Here is an 18,093-nt window from a genome sequence, read left to right on the forward strand (position 1 = left end):
GCCGTGGTGATTTCCGATCTGTCGATCCGTCGCCCGGTCTTCGCCACCGTCGTGAGCCTGATGCTAATCGTGCTCGGCACGATCGCGTTCACGCGCCTGCCCCTGCGCGAACTGCCGAACATCGATCCGCCGGTCGTGTCGATCACGACGACCTATACCGGCGCCTCGGCTTCGGTCGTCGAAACGCGCATCACCCAGGTACTGGAAGACGCCGTCAGCGGTATCGAGGGCGTGGACCTGCTGACCTCGAACAGCCGCAACGGCCGCTCCAGCCTCAACATCGAATTCTCGCTGAGCCGCGACATCGAAAGCGCAGCGAACGACGTGCGCGATGCGGTGAGTCGCGTGATCGATCGTCTGCCCGAAGACGTGGACACGCCGCAGGTGGCGAAGGCCGATTCGGACTCCGACGTGATCTTGTGGGCGAACGTGATCGCGCCCAAGCTCGATCCGCTCGCCCTGACCGACTACGCCGACCGTTACCTCGTCGACCGCTTCTCCAGCATCGACGGCGTTTCCCAGGTCAATCTCGGCGGTGGCCAGACGTATGCCATGCGCATCTGGCCGAACCCGGCCGCGCTGGCCGCGCGCAACCTGACCATCGCCGACATCACGGCGGCTTTGCGCCGCGAGAACGTCGAGCTGCCGGGCGGCAGCCTCGAATCGACCGATCGCGAGTTCATCGTGCGCATCGAGCGCGGATTCCGCGATGCCGACCAGTTCGCCCAACTGCCGCTGTCGCGCGGCGACGACGGCCATGTGGTCCGCCTGGGCGAAGTCGCGCGCGTGGCGCTGGACTCGGCCGAGCGCCGCAGCTATTTCCGCGGCAACGGCGAAGCCATGCTCGGCCTCGGCATCGTCAAGACCTCGACCGCGAACAGCCTCGACGTCGCCCGCGCCGTCAAGGAAGAAATCGAGAAGGTGAACCAGACCCTGCCGCAAGGCATGAAGATGGGCATCACCTACGACTCGACCGAATATATCGACGTCGCCGTGGACGAGGTCTACAAGACCCTGGCCGAAGCCATCGTGCTCGTCCTGGTGGTGATCTGGCTGTTCCTCGGCAGTGCCCGCGCTGCGCTCATTCCTGCCGTCACCGTGCCCGTCTGCGTGGTCGCGGCCTTCATCGCCCTGTGGGTCTTCGACTACTCGATCAACCTGCTGACCCTGCTGGCGCTGGTGTTGTCGATCGGTCTGGTCGTCGACGATGCCATCGTCGTGCTGGAGAACGGCCAGCGCCGCACCGATCTGGGCGAGCCGGCCCCGTTGGCGGCCCTGCGCGGTACGCGCCAGGTCGCGTTCGCGGTGATCGCGACGACGGCGGTGCTGATCGCCGTCTTCGTGCCGATGGCCTTCCAGGAAGGCAACAACGGTCGTTTGTTCCGCGAGCTCGCCGTCGTGCTGGCGGGCGCCGTGGCGATCTCGGCCTTCGTCGCGCTGAGCCTGACGCCGATGATGTGCTCGCTGCTGCTGAAACCGCACAAGCGCGAGGCCACCGGTTTCAACGCCTGGGTGGACCGGCGATTCAATGCGCTGGCCGATGGCTACAAGCGGACGCTGGCGCGTCGCGTCGGCCAGGGCTGGCTGTTCGGCCTGGTGATGCTGATCGCATTCGCGGCCAGCGCTTTCCTGTTCACGACGACACCGCGCGAACTGGCGCCGACCGAAGACCGTGGCGCCTTCTTCGTGATGGCCAACGGTCCGGAAGGCGGCAGCTACGACTACACCGTCAAGCAGATGGCGCAGGTCGAGCGGGCGCTGGGCAAGTACGAAGGCGGCGACAAGCCGGTGCAGATGATCAACTCGCGCGTGCCCGGCGGTTTCGGCGGCGGCGGCGAGATGCAGAACGGCCAGGCCATCGTCATCCTGAAGCACTGGGACGATCGCGAGCAGACGACCGGCGAAGTCGTCGAGCAGGTCTCCCGCGATCTGGCGAAGATCCCCGGCGTGCGCGCGATTCCGAACGTGCGCCAGGGCCTCGTGCGCGGCGGTGGCCAGCCGTTGCAGGTCGTGCTCGGTGGTCCCGATTACGCGCAGCTTGTCGAATGGCGCGATCGACTGCAGGCCCGTTTCGAGAAGAACAAGGGCCTGTCCGGCGTCGATTCCGACTACAAGGAAACGCGGCCGCAGATCCGCGTCGTGATCGATCGCGATCGCGCCGCCGACCTCGGCGTCTCGGTCACCGAGATCGGCAATACGCTGCAGACGATGTTCGGGTCCAGCCAGGTCACCACTTTCGTCGAGGAAGGCAAGGAGTACGACGTGTTGGTGCAGGCCGATCGCGCCGATCGCGCCGGACTGGACGATCTCGAGAATCTGTATGTGCGCGCCCGCGACGACCGGCTCGTTCCCTTGTCGAGCCTGGTACGCATCAACGAGCTCGCCGAGCCCGGCACGCTGAACCGCTTCAACCGCCTGCGTTCGATCACCGTCTCGGCGCGGCTGGCCGACGGCTATCCGCTCGGCGAAGCGATCGAGTTCGCGCGCCAGGCCGCCCGCGAAGAGCTGCCGGAAACCGCGCAGATCCAGTTCGGCGGGCAGTCGCGCGAATATCTCGCCGCCGGCGGTGCCGCGATCTTCACTTTCAGCATGGCCCTGCTGATCGTTTTCCTGGTGCTGGCGGCGCAGTTCGAGAGCTTCCTGCATCCGCTGGTGATCATGCTGACGGTGCCGCTGGCCGTGCTCGGCGCCTTGCTCGGCCTGAAACTGACCGGCAACAGCATCAATCTCTTCAGTCAGATCGGCATCGTGATGCTGGTCGGCCTGGCGGCGAAGAATGGCATCCTGATCGTCGAATTCGCCAACCAGCGACGCGACGAAGGCCTGGGGTTGCGCGACGCCATCCTCGATGCCGCCGCCACCCGCCTAAGGCCCATCCTGATGACCTCGGTCGCGACGGTGACCGGCGCCCTGCCGCTGATGTTCGCCAGCGGCGCGGGTTCGGCCAGTCGGCAGGCCATCGGTGTGGTCGTGGTATTCGGCGTGCTGCTGTCGACGCTGTTGTCCTTGTTCGTGGTGCCGGCTTTCTACCTGCTGCTGGCGCGTTACACGAAGGCGCCGGAAGAACGCACGCGCATGCTGGAGAAACTCGACCAGGACGTGGCCTCGGTCGACAGCGCCCACGGGGGCTGAGCCGGGGCGGCGGGCTCGCCAGCGCCCTATACTCTGCGCTTTGACGGAGTCCGCCGATGTCCGACCGCAAGCCGCCGCGTGGCGAATCCCTGTACCGCGGCCCTGCCGCGCCACGCGACAAGCGCGAACGCGAGCGCGAGCGCGATCGTTCGGCGCGTCCGGCGTCGCCGCCTGCCCGCGAACGCGCGCCCCTGCGCGAGCGCCTGGACGCGGCGCAGTCCGAATCGCATTCGGCCCGAGAGCAACGCGTCTACGGGCTCAACGCCTGCCTGGCGCTGTTCGCGCAGCGGCCGCAGGATATCCGCAAAGTCTGGTTGCTCGAATCGCGCATCCCGAAACTGAAGGGCGTGCTCGCCTTCTGCGTGAAGCATCGCCTCGGCTATACGATCGTCGAAGATCTCGATCTGGAAAAGCTCAGCGGCAGCGCGCACCACGAAGGCGTTTGCTTCAGCGCGATGCCGCGCGAAGAGCAGTCGCTGTCGGCGTGGTTGCGCGAACTGCCGCGCGGGCCGGCGATCGCGCTCTGGCTCGACGGCGTCGGCAATCCGCATAACCTCGGCGCCATCCTGCGCAGCGCCGCGCATTTCGGCGCCGCTGGCGTATTGCTGCCGAAACACTCCGAGCTCGCCGTGTCCGGTGCGGCGGCGCGCGTGGCCGAAGGCGGTGCCGAGCAGGTGCCGATGGTGCGATTGGGACGCAGCGACAACGCGATCGCGCAGCTGAAATCGGCCGGCTTCGAACTCGCCGCCACCGTCGTGCGCGGCGGGCGCTCGCTGTATTCGTTGCAACTGCCGGAGCGCCTCGTGCTGGTGATGGGTGCCGAGCAGATCGGCGTCGGCGCCGATATGTCCGATGCGGCCGCACTGAAGCTCGGTATTCCGGGCAGCGGTCGGGTCGAAAGCCTGAACGTCGCATCGGCGACGGCCGTCTGCCTCGGCGAGTGGTTGCGTCAACGCGACGCGGGATGAAGCTGCCTTTTCCACCCGGGCATTTCTATTCGCCCATCGTCGACACGGAAGCGCTGGCGCAGGATCGGTTGCGCGTCTGGCCGGGCGCCCCGACGATCGTCGGCATCGATTTCGACGATGCTTCGCACTTGCATGTGCTGCAGGACGTCATGCCTCGGCTGCTGCCGGCCTACGACTATCCGGAGACGTTGCCCGACAGCGATACGCTGTCCTCGTTCTACACGCGCAATTCGCAGTTCAGCTGGCTCGACGCGCGTGCCCTGTTCGCCCTGTTGCACGAATGGCGCCCGCGCCGCGTGATCGAGGTCGGCTCGGGTTATTCGTCCTTGCTGATGGCGGATGTGAACCGACGATTCCTGGGGGGCGCCTGCGAGATCAGCTGCATCGAACCGTATCCCCGGCCCTTCCTGCAAGCTGCCGTGCCGGGCATCGCGCGCCTGCTGGTGCGGCGCGTGCAGGACGTGCCGATGGAAGAGTTCGCCCGCCTCGAGGCGGGAGACGTGCTGTTCATCGACTCCTCGCATGTCGCCAAGACCGGCAGCGACGTCAACCATCTCTACTTCGAGGTGCTGCCGCGACTGACGGCGGGCGTGCGCATCCACGTGCACGACATCTTCCTGCCGAACGACTACCCGCAGGACTGGGCCATCGCGGACAACCGGAGCTGGAACGAGCAGTACCTGTTGCGTGCGTTGTTGATGCACAGCACGGCATTCCGCGTCGTCTTCGGTTGCAGCTACGCCTTCCACCGATTCCCGGACGAGGTACGCGCGGCACTGGCGCTTCCGTCCGGCGCCGCCTTCGGCGGCGGCAGCTTCTGGATCGAAAAGACCGCCTGAGCGTCGCGCGCAGCGCCGAAGAGGGTTATTCCTGGCCTTCGCCATTCGGGCTGCGCCCGAAATCGGCAGCGCTCTCCGCCGACAGATAGGCGAATACCGCATACGCCGCGGCCTGCTGGTCCATCGCCTTCGGCTCGATCTTGTCGAGCGTGTCGTTCGCGGTGTGGTGGTAGTCGAAATAGTCGGTGCCGTCCTGCGCCAACTGCGCCCAGGGCATGCCCAGCTTCGCCATCGGCCCGATATCCGGGCCAGCGCCGCCCTTGTCGACGCGGTATTCGATGCCGAGCGGCTGCAGCTGCTTGGCGATCTCGTCCACCGTCGCGCGCGCCGCCGGATCGACGCCGGCGCTGAAGGCATAGATGCGGCCCGCGCCGAAATCGCTTTCGGCGCCCACCTGGTGCGCGTCGACCTGCGCGGCATGCGCCTGGGCGTAGGCACGGCCGCCGAACAGGCCCTGTTCTTCGTTGGCGAAGGCGATCACGCGGATCGTGCGACGCGGCGCGCGATCGAGTTTGCCGATCAATGCGCCCGCCGCCATCGTGATGGCGACGCCGGCGCCATCGTCGATCGCGCCGGTGCCGAGATCCCAGGAATCGAGGTGGCCGCCGATCACGACGACCTCGTCGGGCAGTTCGCGTCCGCGGATTTCGCCGATGACGTTATAGGTGCTCTTCTGCCCATCGAGGCCGGCATCGATGTCGAGGCGGATCTTCACCGGCTTGCCGCGACGGATCATGTTCGACAACAGGTCGGCGTCGGGATTCGACAGCGCCGCCGCCGGGATCTTCGCCACGCCCTCGGCATAACGCATCATGCCGGTATGCGGCATGCGGTCGGAATCGGTGCCGATCGAGCGGATGACCACGGCGACCGCGCCTTTCTTCGACGCTTCATTGGCGCCGCCGCCGCGCGCGGCGACGGCCGGGCCATAACCATGCCCGTCCTTGAAACGCTCCATGCGATTGCTGATGTAGGCGATCTTGCCTTTCAGGCTACCGTCCGGCGCCGCTTTCAACGCATCGAGCGTGGCGAATTCGACGACCTCGGCATCGAGCGGCTTGCCGCCGGTGCCGACGCTTCCGCCCAACGCGGTGATGATCAATCGCTGCGGGAACGGGCCCAGCACTTCGGCGCGCTCGTGGCCACGGCGCCAGACCGGATAGGTCACCGGTTCGAGATACACGCGGTCGTAACCGAGCGATTTGAATTTTCCCTGCGCCCATTCGACCGCGCGATCGAAAGCCGGCGAACCGGCCATGCGCGGCCCCACTTCCGTGGTCAAGGATTCGACCAGCCCGTAGGCGCCACTGTCGCTGTCGGCCTGCGTTCGCAGCTTCGCCGCGTCGGCGAGTGCGGCGGAGTCGAAAGCCTGGGCGGCCGCGAACGATGGCAGGGCGGCGAGGATCAACGAGGCAAGCAGAGCGTGGCGCATGGAAACTCCAGGGAAGGGCGTCGCATTCAACGGTCGAGTTTAGCCGCTGGGGTCGCTCGGGAACGTATGCTGGTCGTCACTTCAGCGGGATGCCCGCCGGGATCGGCAGCCAGTGGCGGCGTGGGTTCGCCGGATCCACCAGCACGACGAGTTTCGCTTCGGGCGCAAACTCGGGTACCTGCAGGCTCATCACGTAGGCGCTATGCACGTCGTGCCACGCGGCTTCGTGGAAGACCCGGGCAGCGAGTCGCCATCGACGCACCGGCGAGGGCACGATCTGGTCCAGGCGACTGAACTCCACTCGCGGCAGACTGGCTTCCTGCCGCGGCCATGAAGCCAAGGCGCGTTTGCGCATCGCATGCGTACGCCATGCCCAGAACCACAGACCGAGTCCGCCCAGGATCGGCGGGAGGCCGATGCTGCCGAAGATCCAGCGCACCATCACTTCGCCCTGGGTGAATTGCGTCATGTTCGGTCGCCCGCTGACGTACCAGATCCACGGTCTTGCGCCGACCTGGCGCGTTTCCGGCGGATCGTCCTCGTCCGGATACAGCAACTCGGTCTTCGTCTCGCCCGCTTCGTCGGTGAAACGCAGCCATACGCCTTCGGGCAGATTCTTTTCGGCATTGGCCGGTTCGATGCGCAGCACGTCGGCGCGCGTGGCGCCCGCCTTCCAAGTGCCTAGCGCGAGGTCGACGATGTGCCAGCCCACCCAGATCGGGAACAGGCCGATCGCGATGAAGACGAAGCCGGCCCTGATGTGCCGGCGCAGCCCCTGCGCGGGATCGAAATCGGTCACTCAGCGCGCTTTGAGCGCGTCGCGGATTTCGGTCAGCAGTTTCACTTCCTCGCTCGGCTCCGGCGGCGGCGCCGGGGCGGCTTCCTTCTTGCGTTGCGCGGCGTTGAGCGCCTTGATCATCAGGAAGATCGCGAAGGCGACGATGACGAACTGCACCAGCGCGTTGAGGAAGTCGCCGATGCCGATCGCGACGGCCGGGACTTCCTTGCCGGCGGCATCGACCGAGGCGGCCTTGAGGGTGATCGCCCAGGCGGAGAAATCCACGCCGCCGATCAGCAGGCCCAGCGGCGGCATGATGACCTTGTCCACCAACGCGGAAACGATCTTGCCGAAAGCGCCGCCGATGACCACGCCGACGGCGAGGTCGATGACGTTGCCGCGCATCGCGAATTCCTTGAACTCCGAAACCATGCCCATGCGACTCTCCCAGGTTGGCGGACCCCCAAGGCAGACTTTACCGCAAGCTCTCAGCCGACGATGCGGCCCGAGAACTCGGTCAGTCCGTCCACGCCGGCGCGGAAGGCATCGCCCGGTTTCAGCGCCGCGACGCCCGCAGGGGTGCCCATGAAGATCAGGTCGCCGGGCCTGAGTGCGAAGAGTTTCGAGAGTTCGTGAATGATGTCGGCGACCGCGAAGACCATCTCGGACAGCGGTGCCTGCTGGCGGCGTTCCCCGTTGATCTCGAGCCAGAGCAGATCGCCGCCGCCCGGATGCGCGCGGCCGGCGAGCGGCACGAGCGCGCTGACCGGCGCGGAATGATCGAAGCCCTTGGAGATGTCCCAGGGCAGGCGCTTTTCCTTGGCCTGCGCCTGCAGATCGCGCCGCGTCAGGTCCAGGCCGACGCCATGGCCGAAGATCATCGCTGACGCCCGATCGATCGGCACGATGTCATCGCTGCCCGCGCCCAGCGCGACGACCAGTTCGACCTCGTGGTGCAGGTCCTGCGTCGCCGTCGGATAGGGCACGTCGCCGCCATCGGGCACGACCGCATCGGCCGGCTTCATGAAGAACACCGGTGTGCCGCGCGAGACTTCGGCGCCCATTTCCTTCGCGTGTTCGGCGAAATTGCGGCCGACGCAATAGATGCGATGCACGGGGAAACGCTCGTCGCGGCCTTCGATGCGCAGGCTGGCGACGGGCGGAACGGGCAGGACGTAGGCGCTCATGGCGATCCCGAAAAGCGGAAGACGCCTAGTCTAGCGAGGGGCGTGAATGAGTTGAACGTGCGCGCGAGGCGCACTGTGGATCGATCAGCGCAGCGAAAGCGAAGGCTGCTTGCGAACGACCTGGTATTCGCCTTCGATCACGGAGGGATCGACCGGCGCGGCGGCTGCGGGCGCATGCGGACGCATCAGGCGACGCACCGCGGCGAACAACAGCATGCCCAGGCCGATGAACAGTCCGAAGACGATGAACAATGCCAGCAGCGCCACGCCCAGCAGGCCCAGCCCCAGACGCAGCAGCGGATTACGCGGCTTGTGCGGACGGAAGGCGAAAAGGCGGTGCATGAAGATCGGCATGTGGCTCTGTCAAACTACCCGGGGAAGGGAGTATGGCCATGCCGGACAGCGAAAGTGTAAGCAGTTCGTTAACCCTGCTCGGGGATCTCGAGGACGGTGCGATCACCAGCATAAATGCCGAGATCGACGGCGAAATGGAGTCGATCATCCTGCGTCGACGCGGTGCCTCCGTGCAGGCCTGGTTGAATATCTGCCCGCATGCCGGACGCCGGCTGGACTATGCGCCTGGTCGTTTTTTGCTCAGCGACGGGCTGCTGGTCTGCGCCGCGCATGGCGCGAGTTTCGAGTTGGAGGAGGGTGAGTGCGTCGGCGGTCCGTGTCGCGGGGCGAGCCTGCGTGCGGTGCCGGTGCGCATCGGTGCGGAAGGCGCGCTGCACTTCGGCAGTGCGCAGGGTGCGGCGAGCGGCGACTGATCGTTACTGCCAGAGCGAAGAGAAGCTGAAGCGCTGCCACCAGATCAGCAGGTTCGCCATCACCAGCACCACCAGCAGGTAGGCCAGGCTCAAAGGGCCGCCGATGCGCCACAGGTCCTTCACCGTGTATCCGGCCGGGCCGGTGATGATCGGCAGCACGGGATTCGACAAGGTCACGAAATTGTTCGAGGCCGACAAGGCCGCGATCAATGCGAACGCGGCGGGATCGGCGCCGGCGGCGACGGCGATGTTGATCGCCATCGGCACCGTCACCACCGTCGCGCCGACCTGGCTGATGACGAGGCTGAAGCCGGTCGCGAGCAGGGCGACCAGCAGTTGCAGCACGAAGATGGGGACGGCGTCGGGCAAGATCTCCAGCGCCTGCTGCGCCAGCCAGGCGGCCGTTCCGGTGCTGTCCATCGCCCAACCCAGCGGCAGCAGGCAGGCCATCACGAAGACGGTCTTCCAGTTGATGGCGCCATAAGCCTCGTCCATGTTCAGCACGCCGGTGATCAGCATGCCGGCGGCACCCGCCATCAGGGCCAGCGTCGCCGGCAATTCCGCCGTCAGCGCGAGGGTCAGCGCCAGCGCGAAGATCGCCATCGCCAGGCGAAACTTGTGCGGGCGCTGCTCGCCTTTCGGATAGTCGGTGACGACGACGAAGTTCTTGTCCTTCGCCGCCTGCGTCAGGTCCTGCCAGTCGCTGTGCAGCACCAGCATGTCGCCGGCCTTGAGCGGCAACTGGCGGATGTCTTCGCGATAGACATGGCGGTCGCGATTGATCGCCAGCAGGCTGATGCCGTAACGCTTGCGCAGGCGCAGTTCGGCCTGCGCATGGCCGATGAAGGTGGAGGTCGGCGGAATCACCGCTTCGGAAATGCCGGCGCGGTTGGGATCGAACAGGTCGGCGAAGCGACGCAGGCGCGCCGACAGGCGCAGGCCGTTCTGCTTCGCATAGTCCTCCACCTGTTCGCGCGGGCCGAGCGCGCCGATCACGCTGCCGACCCAGATCATTTGGTCGGCCGGTGGCGACAGGCGCGCATCGTTGCCGGTCTGCAGCGCGAGGAAGAGCGGTGCGCCGGACTGCGCTTCGGCTTCGCCGATCGACATGCCGACCAACGGGCTGTCGGCGGTGACGGTGAGTTCGAACACATCGCCCTGGATGCCGTAGGCGCTGGCGAAGTAACTCTCGGTGCGCGCCGGCGTCACGTTCTTCTCGTCGCTGCCGAGCAGGCGCTTGCCGCCGTACCAGCGGAAGTAGGCCAACGACAGCAACAACAGGGCCACGCCGATCGGGAAGGGCGCGAACATGTTGAACGAATGCAGGGTCGCCACGCCCGAGGGCAGGTTGCGATTGGCCGAGGCCATCAAGTCGTTGAGCAGGATCAGCGGCGAGCTGCCCACCATGGTCAGGCAGCCGCCCATCACCACCGCGGCGGCGATCGGCATCAGCAGGCGACCCAGCGCCACGCCGGTGCGCGCCGACAATCGCGAGGCCACCGGCAGGAACAATGTCACCACGGAGGGATTCTGCATCGTCGACGAAACGACGCCGGACACCAGCGAGGCGATGCCGACCATGCGCTCCTCGTCGCCCTTGGAGCGGCGCAGGATCCAGGCCGCGAGGCGATTCAAGGCGCCGGTGCGGTCGAGGCCGGCGCTGAGGATCATCGTGGCGATCACGCAGATGGTCGCGTTGCCGGAGAAGCCGGAGAACAGTTCGTCCGGTGCGACCAGTCCGAACAGGCCGAGCGCGATCAACACGACGAAGGCGGTCACGTCGGCGCGCAGTCGCTCGAACATGAACATCGCGATGGTGAAGCCCATCAGGCCGAGCACGACGATCATCTCGCGAGTCAGTGTCAGGCCGGTTTCCATCGCGCGCGGGCTTACCTCACTGCCGTTGGTAGATCAGGTCCCAGACGCCGTGGCCGAGTTTCTGGCCGCGGGTTTCGAAATGCGTCTGCCGTCGCCATTCGGGACGGGGCACGCTGCCGCGCGCGCCGGCGACATTGCGCAGTCGCGGCTCGGCGTCGAGCACGTCCCACATGTGTTCGGCGTAGTTCTCCCAGTCGGTCGCCAGGTGCAGGCGACCGCCGACCGCCAGCCGCTCGCAGAGCAGGCCGACGAATTCGGGCTGGACCAGGCGGCGCTTGTGATGCCGTTTCTTGTGCCAGGGGTCGGGGAAATAGATCCGTGCCTCGGCCAGGGCGCCATCCGCCACTTCGTGTTTCAGCACTTCGACCGCATCGCGCTGGTACACGCGCACGTTGCCTGCGTCGAGTTCGGCCAGGCCGTTGAGCAGACGGCCGACGCCGGGGCCGTGCACCTCGATGCCGAGGAAATCTTTCCCGGGCTCATGTTCGGCGGCGAACAGCAGTTGTTCGCCGTTGCCGAAACCAATTTCCATGACGAGTGGGTTCGACCGCCCGAATACCTGTTCGAAGTCGCGCCGCTCACCGCGGTAGTCGACCCCGAACCTCGGCCAGTGCTCGACGAAGGCGCGCTTCTGCGCGTCGGTCTGACGGCCCTGACGCAGGACGAAACTACGGATCGCGCGCCGCCGCGTCGGTGATTCGTCCTGCGGCGGGGGGGCGCGTTCTTCGTTCATCGATCAGAAGAACAGGCCGTCGATCGGCGATGAGGCGTTGGCGTTGCGTTTTTTCGGGATGCGCCCGGCGAGGAAGGCCTCGCGCCCGGCTTCGATCGCCTTGCGCATTGCGCTGGCCATCAGGATCGGATTCTTCGCGCCGGCGATGGCGGTGTTCATCAGCACGCCGTCGCAGCCGAGCTCCATCGCGATGGCCGCGTCCGACGCGGTGCCGACACCGGCATCGACCAGGATCGGTACTTTCGCGTTGTCGACGATCTCGAGCAGGTTCCAGCGATTCTGCACGCCAAGGCCCGAACCGATCGGCGCGGCCAGCGGCATCACCGCCACGCAGCCGATCTGTTCCAGGCGCTTGGCCAGGATCGGATCGTCCGAGGTGTACACCATCACGTCGAAACCGTCCTTCACCAGCGTCTCGGCCGCCGCCAACGTCTGCACGACATCGGGGAACAGCGTGCGCGGATCGCCGAGCACTTCGAGCTTGACCAGCTTGTGGCCGTCCAGCAGTTCGCGCGCCAGTTGGCAGGTGCGCACCGCATCGTCGGCGTTGTAACAGCCGGCCGTGTTCGGCAGCAGGGTGTAACGATCGGGCGGCAGCACGTCGAGCAAGTTGGGCTCGTCTGGGTTCTGGCCGAGGTTCATCCGGCGCAGCGCGACGGTGACGATCTCGGCCCCGGCCGCTTCGGTGGCCAGGCGGGTTTCTTCGAAATCCTTGAACTTTCCGGTACCGGTCAGCAGGCGGGAACGATAGGTCTTGCCCGCGATGATCAACGGGTCGTCGGAAAGGACGGAACGATTCATTGCGCAATTATGGCGCGATTGCGCGGGGCTGATAAGCCTTTGAGCAGGTTGGTGGTTCGTCGTTGGTGGTTGATGGGAGGCTGCCAGGGTCCGATCGCTCCACTACCAACCACGAACCACACACCATCAACCAGGTTTCAGCCCCCGCCTATCGCCTGGATGATCTCGACCCGGTCGCCCTCGGCCAGCGTGCGCGATTCATGCCGGCTGCGCGGCACGACTTCGCGGTTCACCTCGACGGCCACGCGCTTTTCGCCGAGGCCGATCGCCACCAGCAGGCCGGACACCGTCAGGGGGGAGGGGAGGTCGCGATTTTCGCCGTTGAGGAGGATCTGCATGCGGCGATTTTATCGCGTTGCGGGGTCCCGGGGCGGCCGGCATAATCCGGTCATGCGGGTGTAGTTCAATGGTAGAACTGCAGCTTCCCAAGCTGCTAGCGTGGGTTCGATTCCCATCACCCGCTCCATCCACGGAGCCAGCGACCGCGATTCTCGCGACGCTGGCTCTTTCACCTTAGGGCGGCGCCATGAAGCTCGCGATCCTGTCGCGCAACGCCAAGCTCTACTCGACCCAGCGCCTGGTGCAGGCGGCGCGCGAGCGTGGCCACACCGTGCGCGTGCTCGACCCGCTGCGCTGCTACATGAAGATCGCGCCGCGGCAGTTCCAGCTCAACTACAAGGGCAAGGTGCTCGGTCCCCAGGATGCGGTGCTGCCGCGCATCGGCGCCTCGATCACGCGGTACGGCACGGCGGTGCTGCGCCAGTTCGAGCTGATGGGCGCCTACACGCCGAACTCGTCCGACGCCATCCTGCGCGCGCGCGACAAGCTGCGTTGCCACCAGTTGCTGGCCGGCCAGGGCATCTGCCTGCCGACGACCGTGTCCGGCGACAATCCCGACGACACGGCCGACCTGCTGTCCCTGCTCGGCAAGCCGCCGCACGTCATCAAGCTCAACGAAGGTTCGCAGGGCGCCGGCGTCGTATTGGCCGAACGCTTGTCGGCTTCGCGCAGCGTGGTCGAAGCCTTCCGTGGCCTGTACGCGAATTTCCTCGTGCAGGAATTCGTCGCCGAAGCCGAAGGCGCCGACATTCGCTGCTTCGTGGTCGGCGATCGCGTCGTCGCGGCGATGCGGCGCCAGGCCGAACCGGGCGAGTTCCGTTCGAACCTGCATCGCGGCGGACAGGCCAGTCGCATCCGCTTGACGAAGGCCGAACGCGACACCGCTTTGCGTGCGGCGAAAGTGATGGGACTGGAAGTCGCGGGCGTGGATCTGCTGCGTTCGCGCAAGGGTCCGCTGGTCCTGGAGGTCAACTCTTCCCCGGCCTGGAGGGCATCGAAACGACCACGGGGGTGGACGTCGCCGGGGCCATAATTGTTCACATAGCTGAACGGGTTTCGGCGAAACAAGGGCTTAGCCGGCCCCCCCGAAAACGGGCGAAAAAATAACCGCCTTCTTGCCTGAAATTAACGGACTTTTAATCTCTCGGCCCCTAGGCTGATCAGGCCTGATCCGTGGCCTCCTCCTCGTGGAAATCCGCGGATTACGGCAATCGGGGCAGTAGCAAACTTCGACCCGGTCAAGGCGTCTCCCCAATGGCGTCTTGCCGGGTCCTTTTCTTTTTGCGCGCCTGATTTCTTTCGCCGGAACGAATCTCGTCTGGCAGAATCGAACGTCCAACTCCCGAGACGTCATGCCCATGCGAATCCTGGTCGTCGAAGACAATCGCGACATCGCCGCCAACCTCGGCGACTACCTTGAGGACCGCGGGCACACCGTGGACTACGCGGCCGACGGCATCACCGGCCTGCACCTCGCGGTCGTGAACGATTTCGACGCCATCGTGCTCGACCTGAACCTGCCCGGCATGGACGGCCTCGAGGTCTGCCGCAAGCTGCGCGCCGACGGCCGCAAGCAGACGCCGGTGCTGATGCTGACCGCGCGCGATTCGCTCGAGCACAAACTGGCCGGTTTCGACTCCGGCGCCGACGACTACCTGGTCAAGCCCTTCGCCCTGCAGGAAGTCGAAGCACGCCTGGCCGTACTGGTCCGCCGCGGCAAGGCCGCGCAGCCGCGCGTGCTGACCGTGGCCGACCTCGAATACAACCTCGATACGCTGGAAGTGCATCGCGGCGGCAAGCTGCTGCAGCTCAACCCGACGGCGCTGAAGATCCTGCAGTCGCTGATGGAAGCGTCGCCGGCGGTCGTGCCGCGCATGGAACTGGAAACCCGCGTCTGGGGCGAAGAACTGCCCGATTCGGACAGCCTGCGCGTGCATATCCATGGCCTGCGCGCCGCGGTCGACAAGCCTTTCGACAAGGCCCTGATCCAGACGCGACACGGCATCGGTTACCGGATAGCGGATCCCGATGCAGCCTGAGCCGGTTCTCTATCGGCGCCGGCTCCGCACCCGAATCATCCTTTCGTTCCTGGTGCTCGGCTTCGGCCTGACGGCGATGTTCGCGCTGTCCACCGTGTACCTGCGCACGCGCCTGGAAGGCCAGCTGATCGAGAACACGCTGCAGAAGGAAGTCGACAGCCTGCAGCAGCAGATCCGCGACAACCCGGGCGCGGCGCCGAGCTTCACCATCCTCGACGCCCGCACCTGGAGCGCGCGCAACGCCTACAAGATGCCGCTGGAGCTGCAGTCGCTCGGAACCGGCGTGCACGAGGTCGAGCAGATCGACGAATCGGGCCGGCGGCATCTTTACAAGTACGCGGTGCGCCGCGATCCCGACCTGATCAGCTACGTGCGCTACGACGTCACCGGTGCCTCGATCGGCGAACGCCAGCTGATGACGGCCCTGGGCGGTGCGGTCGTGCTGTTCACCGGCCTGGCCTGGTTGATCGGCATCTGGTCCTCGTCGCGCGTGATCAGTCCGGTGACGGAGCTCGCGCGTCGCGTCGAAGGCCTGCTCGGACGCGGCAAGGCGGAGCAGCTGGCCCCGCACTTCCCGGACGACGAGGTCGGCGAACTCGCCTCGGCCCTGGACGATTACGCGGCCCGCATGACGGAGCTGGTCCGGCGCGACCGCGAATTCAATTCCGACGTCAGCCACGAATTGCGTACGCCGCTGGCGGTGATCCGCGGCGCGGTCGAGCTGCTGCTGGCCAATCCCGATCTCCCGGACAAGACGAAGCAGCGCTTGCAGCGCATCGACCGCGCGGCCCTGCAATGCACCGACCTGACCACGGCCCTGCTGATGCTTTCGCGCAACGAACGCGGCAACGGCCACACCGACCTGCACAAGCTCTGCCTGAACCTCGCCGAAGCCAATCGCGCGCAACTGGGCGGCAAGCCGGTGCAGGTTTTCGTGGACGGCTCGAACGACGTCTTCGTCAATGCGCCGGAGGCGGTGCTGTCGGTGGCGATCGGCAACCTGCTCGGCAACGCCTGCAAGTACACCCAAGAAGGCGAGGTTCGCCTGGTGGTGGAAAGCGACCGCATCCGCATCGCCGACACCGGTCCCGGCCTGAGCGCCGAGGACGCCGCGCGTTTGTTCGAGCGCGGCTATCGCGGATCGAGCGCCGGCGGCACCACCGGCGGTGGCATCGGCCTGTCGATCGTGCGTCGCCTGTGCGAGCTCTACGGCTGGCATGTCGGCATCGCGCCGCGCGAGGAGCGCGGCGCGGAAGCAGAGCTGGTGTTCGGAGCGGGTTGATGGTTCGTGGTTGATGGTTGATGGTTGATGGGAAAACCCACAAAGCACCACCCACCACACATCATCAACCATCCACCAGCTCCGTAGGGTGGGCTCCAGCCCACCATCACATCTTCGCGAAAGCGTCGGTGGGCCAGGGCCCACCCTACGCGTCACCGTTCGCTAGTTCGAGCGCCTCCATCGCGCTGCCCTCGAACGTCAGCTTCGATTCCTTCACGTCCACCAGCGGGCCCAGCTCGTACACGTTGCGATAGCCGTAGTCGTACAGCGAGACGTAGGTGGACAGGTTCAGCGAGGCGCTGGCCATCTTGGTCGGGAAGGGCTCGGGTGCGCCCGTGAAGTTGTTGTTGCAGTAGATCAGGATGCGCGTTTCCTTGTCCGGAATGAGCGTTGCCAGACTCTCCACCGTGATGTCGGGGAAACTGAGGTTGATCGCGCCCTTCACGTGCAACTGCGCATAGCGCTGCGCGCTGCGCGCATCGAGCACGATCGTGCCGGGCTCGGCGGCCATGCGCAGGAAGTCTTCTTCGCTGATCCGCCGCGAAAGCCGATGTTCGGCCGCTGCTTCCGCGACCGACAGGAAACGCGGCATGTCGATCGCCGGGTTCGGAATCTCCGCGACCGCTTCATCGACGTATTCCTCGGGACCGACTGCGCCGGGCGGCGCGGGCAGCTCCATCGCCGCTTCGGAGGCCGATGCGTCGGGGCCGACGATCGTCGCGGCCTCGGCGAGGGGAGTATCGGTAGCGACCAGCAACAACGAGACCAGCACCGCGCTCAAGCTCATGACACGCCTCCGGGACGGGGAAAACGGCATAGCTGCAATGCCGGTCCGACCGGGTGAACGGGCGTGTGGTTCAGAGAGGGCTGCGGGTGTCGTTTAGCGGAGGGTTAGGTTGGTTGATGGTTCGTGGTTGGTGGTCGGTGGTGAAGTGCCGGGATCAGCTTCCAACCTAACCACCAACCACCCACCATCCACCGCTTACAGCGCTTCCAGCCAGCCGTATTTGTCCGGCGTCGTGCCGTCGAACAGGCCGAAGAACAGCTTCTGGATACGGCGCGTCACGTCGCCCGGCTTGCCGGTGCCGACGGCGCGGCCGTCGACCGAGCGGATCGGGGTGATTTCCGCCGCCGTGCCGCACATGAAGAGTTCGTCGCACAGGTACAGGTATTCGCGCGGGATCTCGCGCTCGATCACCGTGATGCCGTTGTCGCGCGCCAGCGTCATGATCGTGTTGCGGGTGATGCCGTTGAGCAGGGCGGCGCTGACCGGCGTGGTGTGCAGGGCGCCGTCGAACACGAGGAAGAGATTCTCGCCCGCACCTTCCGACAGCAGGCCGGTGGACGCGAGAGCGATGCCTTCGCCGAAACCGAGGCGACGCGCTTCGCGCGCGATCAACTGGCCAGAAAGATAGTTGCCGCCGGCCTTGGCGCCGGCCGGAATCGTGTTCGGTGCGAAACGCTGCCAGCTCGACACGCAGGCGTCGATGCCGGCTTCGATCACGTCGGCGCCGAGATAGCGGCCCATGTTCCAGGCGGCGACGGCGACCGAGGTCGGGCAATCGGCCGACAGGCCGAAACCGCCGAGATCGCGATAGGCGATTGGGCGCAGATAGCACTGGCCGAGGTCGTTCGCCTTGATCACGTCGCGGCAGGCCTGGTTGATCTGCTCGAGCGTGTACGGGATCGGCATCTCGTAGATGCGCGCCGAGTTGAACAATCGCTTGTTGTGCTCGGTCAGGCGGAAGATCGCGTGGCCCTTGTTCGTTTCGTAGCAGCGGATGCCTTCGAACACGGAGGAACCGTAGTGCAGGCCGTGCGCCATCACGTGCACGGTCGCGTCCTGCCAACGCTTGATCTCGCCGTTGTGCCAGATATGGTCGGGATAGCGCATGGGGTCGGGCTCCGGGAAAACCGG

17 protein-coding genes, 1 tRNA gene and 1 pseudogene are annotated in these 18,093 nt (G+C 66.1%); 8 read left to right on the forward strand and 11 right to left on the reverse strand.

The genetic code is table 11. From position 1 onward, the window contains the following. Window positions 1-3 precede the first annotated feature (3 nt). The 3 genes from QM707_RS02190 to QM707_RS02200 are packed head-to-tail and all read left to right on the forward strand — an operon-like array spanning window position 4 to window position 4,939. Entirely contained in the window at window positions 4-3,132 is a 3,129-nt protein-coding gene (locus QM707_RS02190; RefSeq protein WP_415000240.1) for an efflux RND transporter permease subunit, read from the forward strand. 56 nt (window positions 3,133-3,188) lie between these two features. Next, window positions 3,189-4,100 (forward strand): TrmH family RNA methyltransferase, encoded by a 912-nt coding sequence (locus QM707_RS02195; RefSeq protein WP_415000241.1) that lies wholly within the window; start codon window positions 3,189-3,191, stop codon window positions 4,098-4,100. Continuing rightward, the gene (locus tag QM707_RS02200) at window positions 4,097-4,939 is read left to right on the forward strand and encodes a class I SAM-dependent methyltransferase (RefSeq protein WP_415000242.1); all 843 of its coding nucleotides are present in this window, start codon (window positions 4,097-4,099) and stop codon (window positions 4,937-4,939) included. Before QM707_RS02195 ends, QM707_RS02200 begins: the two co-directional genes overlap by 4 nt. Window positions 4,940-4,964: 25 nt before the next feature. Here QM707_RS02200 and QM707_RS02205 read toward each other — a convergent pair whose 3' ends face one another. The 5 genes from QM707_RS02205 to QM707_RS02225 all read right to left on the reverse strand — a co-directional run bounded on the left by QM707_RS02205 (window position 4,965) and on the right by QM707_RS02225 (window position 8,678). Further along, the gene (locus QM707_RS02205) at window positions 4,965-6,371 is read right to left on the reverse strand and encodes a M28 family peptidase (protein WP_415000243.1); all 1,407 of its coding nucleotides are present in this window, start codon (window positions 6,369-6,371) and stop codon (window positions 4,965-4,967) included. A 76-nt stretch (window positions 6,372-6,447) separates the two neighbouring features. Next, on the reverse strand, window positions 6,448-7,170 hold the full coding sequence (locus QM707_RS02210; protein WP_415000244.1) for a hypothetical protein: 723 nt from the start codon (window positions 7,168-7,170) through the stop codon (window positions 6,448-6,450). Continuing rightward, window positions 7,171-7,587, reverse strand: a complete 417-nt coding sequence (mscL, locus tag QM707_RS02215; protein WP_415000245.1) for a large-conductance mechanosensitive channel protein MscL — start codon at window positions 7,585-7,587, stop codon at window positions 7,171-7,173. Between the two features lie 50 nt (window positions 7,588-7,637). Beyond that, complete coding sequence (locus QM707_RS02220) at window positions 7,638-8,336, reverse strand: fumarylacetoacetate hydrolase family protein (RefSeq protein WP_415000246.1); 699 nt, start codon at window positions 8,334-8,336, stop codon at window positions 7,638-7,640. Between the two features lie 84 nt (window positions 8,337-8,420). Continuing rightward, entirely contained in the window at window positions 8,421-8,678 is a 258-nt protein-coding gene (locus QM707_RS02225) for a hypothetical protein (RefSeq protein WP_415000247.1), read from the reverse strand. 50 nt (window positions 8,679-8,728) lie between these two features. Between QM707_RS02225 and QM707_RS02230 the strand changes: the two genes are divergently transcribed. Further along, window positions 8,729-9,103, forward strand: coding sequence for a Rieske (2Fe-2S) protein (locus QM707_RS02230; protein WP_415000248.1), 375 nt, complete (start codon window positions 8,729-8,731; stop codon window positions 9,101-9,103). 3 nt (window positions 9,104-9,106) lie between these two features. On the opposite strand, the gene QM707_RS02235 is transcribed toward QM707_RS02230, so the two are convergent. The 4 genes from QM707_RS02235 to thiS all read right to left on the reverse strand — a co-directional run bounded on the left by QM707_RS02235 (window position 9,107) and on the right by thiS (window position 12,853). Further along, window positions 9,107-10,981 carry an SLC13 family permease gene (locus QM707_RS02235; protein WP_415000249.1) on the reverse strand — a complete coding sequence of 625 codons (1,875 nt, stop codon included), beginning with the start codon at window positions 10,979-10,981 and terminating at the stop codon, window positions 9,107-9,109. 16 nt (window positions 10,982-10,997) lie between these two features. Then, complete coding sequence (trmB, locus tag QM707_RS02240) at window positions 10,998-11,714, reverse strand: tRNA (guanosine(46)-N7)-methyltransferase TrmB (RefSeq protein WP_415000250.1); 717 nt, start codon at window positions 11,712-11,714, stop codon at window positions 10,998-11,000. 3 nt (window positions 11,715-11,717) lie between these two features. Further along, window positions 11,718-12,515 carry a thiazole synthase gene (locus tag QM707_RS02245; protein ID WP_415000251.1) on the reverse strand — a complete coding sequence of 266 codons (798 nt, stop codon included), beginning with the start codon at window positions 12,513-12,515 and terminating at the stop codon, window positions 11,718-11,720. Between the two features lie 137 nt (window positions 12,516-12,652). Further along, complete coding sequence (gene thiS / locus QM707_RS02250; protein WP_415000252.1) at window positions 12,653-12,853, reverse strand: sulfur carrier protein ThiS; 201 nt, start codon at window positions 12,851-12,853, stop codon at window positions 12,653-12,655. Window positions 12,854-12,907: 54 nt separating this feature from the next. Between thiS and QM707_RS02255 the strand changes: the two genes are divergently transcribed. From QM707_RS02255 to QM707_RS02270, 4 genes and pseudogenes are all read left to right on the forward strand, one after another. Next, window positions 12,908-12,981 (forward strand) — tRNA-Gly (locus tag QM707_RS02255). Between the two features lie 60 nt (window positions 12,982-13,041). Then, window positions 13,042-13,961 (forward strand): annotated as a pseudogene (gene rimK / locus QM707_RS02260) (30S ribosomal protein S6--L-glutamate ligase). A gap of 251 nt (window positions 13,962-14,212) precedes the next feature. Next, the gene (locus QM707_RS02265) at window positions 14,213-14,893 is read left to right on the forward strand and encodes a response regulator transcription factor (RefSeq protein ID WP_415000513.1); all 681 of its coding nucleotides are present in this window, start codon (window positions 14,213-14,215) and stop codon (window positions 14,891-14,893) included. Continuing rightward, window positions 14,883-16,175, forward strand: a complete 1,293-nt coding sequence (locus QM707_RS02270) for a sensor histidine kinase (RefSeq protein ID WP_415000253.1) — start codon at window positions 14,883-14,885, stop codon at window positions 16,173-16,175. Before QM707_RS02265 ends, QM707_RS02270 begins: the two co-directional genes overlap by 11 nt. A gap of 145 nt (window positions 16,176-16,320) precedes the next feature. Here QM707_RS02270 and QM707_RS02275 read toward each other — a convergent pair whose 3' ends face one another. Beyond that, a complete protein-coding gene (locus QM707_RS02275) occupies window positions 16,321-16,962 on the reverse strand; it encodes a rhodanese-like domain-containing protein (protein WP_415000254.1) in 642 nt (213 codons plus the stop codon). Window positions 16,963-17,157: 195 nt separating this feature from the next. After that, window positions 17,158-18,069 (reverse strand): branched-chain amino acid transaminase, encoded by a 912-nt coding sequence (locus QM707_RS02280; RefSeq protein WP_415000255.1) that lies wholly within the window; start codon window positions 18,067-18,069, stop codon window positions 17,158-17,160. Window positions 18,070-18,093 lie beyond the last annotated feature (24 nt).

Source organism: Arenimonas sp., from assembly GCF_047602345.1.
Classification (GTDB): Bacteria; Pseudomonadota; Gammaproteobacteria; order Xanthomonadales; family Xanthomonadaceae; genus Arenimonas.

Coding starts and splice junctions, on each gene's coding strand:
- QM707_RS02205 (WP_415000243.1), bottom strand. CDS start 6,371: ATGCGCCACGCTCTGCTTGCCTCGTTGATCCTCGCCGCCCTGCCATCG.
- QM707_RS02235 (WP_415000249.1), bottom strand. CDS start 10,981: ATGGAAACCGGCCTGACACTGACTCGCGAGATGATCGTCGTGCTCGGC.
- QM707_RS02230 (WP_415000248.1), top strand. CDS start 8,729: ATGCCGGACAGCGAAAGTGTAAGCAGTTCGTTAACCCTGCTCGGGGAT.
- QM707_RS02200 (WP_415000242.1), top strand. CDS start 4,097: ATGAAGCTGCCTTTTCCACCCGGGCATTTCTATTCGCCCATCGTCGAC.
- QM707_RS02275 (WP_415000254.1), bottom strand. CDS start 16,962: ATGAGCTTGAGCGCGGTGCTGGTCTCGTTGTTGCTGGTCGCTACCGAT.
- QM707_RS02225 (WP_415000247.1), bottom strand. CDS start 8,678: ATGCACCGCCTTTTCGCCTTCCGTCCGCACAAGCCGCGTAATCCGCTG.
- QM707_RS02245 (WP_415000251.1), bottom strand. CDS start 12,515: ATGAATCGTTCCGTCCTTTCCGACGACCCGTTGATCATCGCGGGCAAG.
- QM707_RS02280 (WP_415000255.1), bottom strand. CDS start 18,069: ATGCGCTATCCCGACCATATCTGGCACAACGGCGAGATCAAGCGTTGG.
- trmB (WP_415000250.1), bottom strand. CDS start 11,714: ATGAACGAAGAACGCGCCCCCCCGCCGCAGGACGAATCACCGACGCGG.
- QM707_RS02195 (WP_415000241.1), top strand. CDS start 3,189: ATGTCCGACCGCAAGCCGCCGCGTGGCGAATCCCTGTACCGCGGCCCT.
- QM707_RS02270 (WP_415000253.1), top strand. CDS start 14,883: ATGCAGCCTGAGCCGGTTCTCTATCGGCGCCGGCTCCGCACCCGAATC.
- QM707_RS02220 (WP_415000246.1), bottom strand. CDS start 8,336: ATGAGCGCCTACGTCCTGCCCGTTCCGCCCGTCGCCAGCCTGCGCATC.
- QM707_RS02265 (WP_415000513.1), top strand. CDS start 14,213: ATGCGAATCCTGGTCGTCGAAGACAATCGCGACATCGCCGCCAACCTC.
- thiS (WP_415000252.1), bottom strand. CDS start 12,853: ATGCAGATCCTCCTCAACGGCGAAAATCGCGACCTCCCCTCCCCCCTG.
- mscL (WP_415000245.1), bottom strand. CDS start 7,587: ATGGGCATGGTTTCGGAGTTCAAGGAATTCGCGATGCGCGGCAACGTC.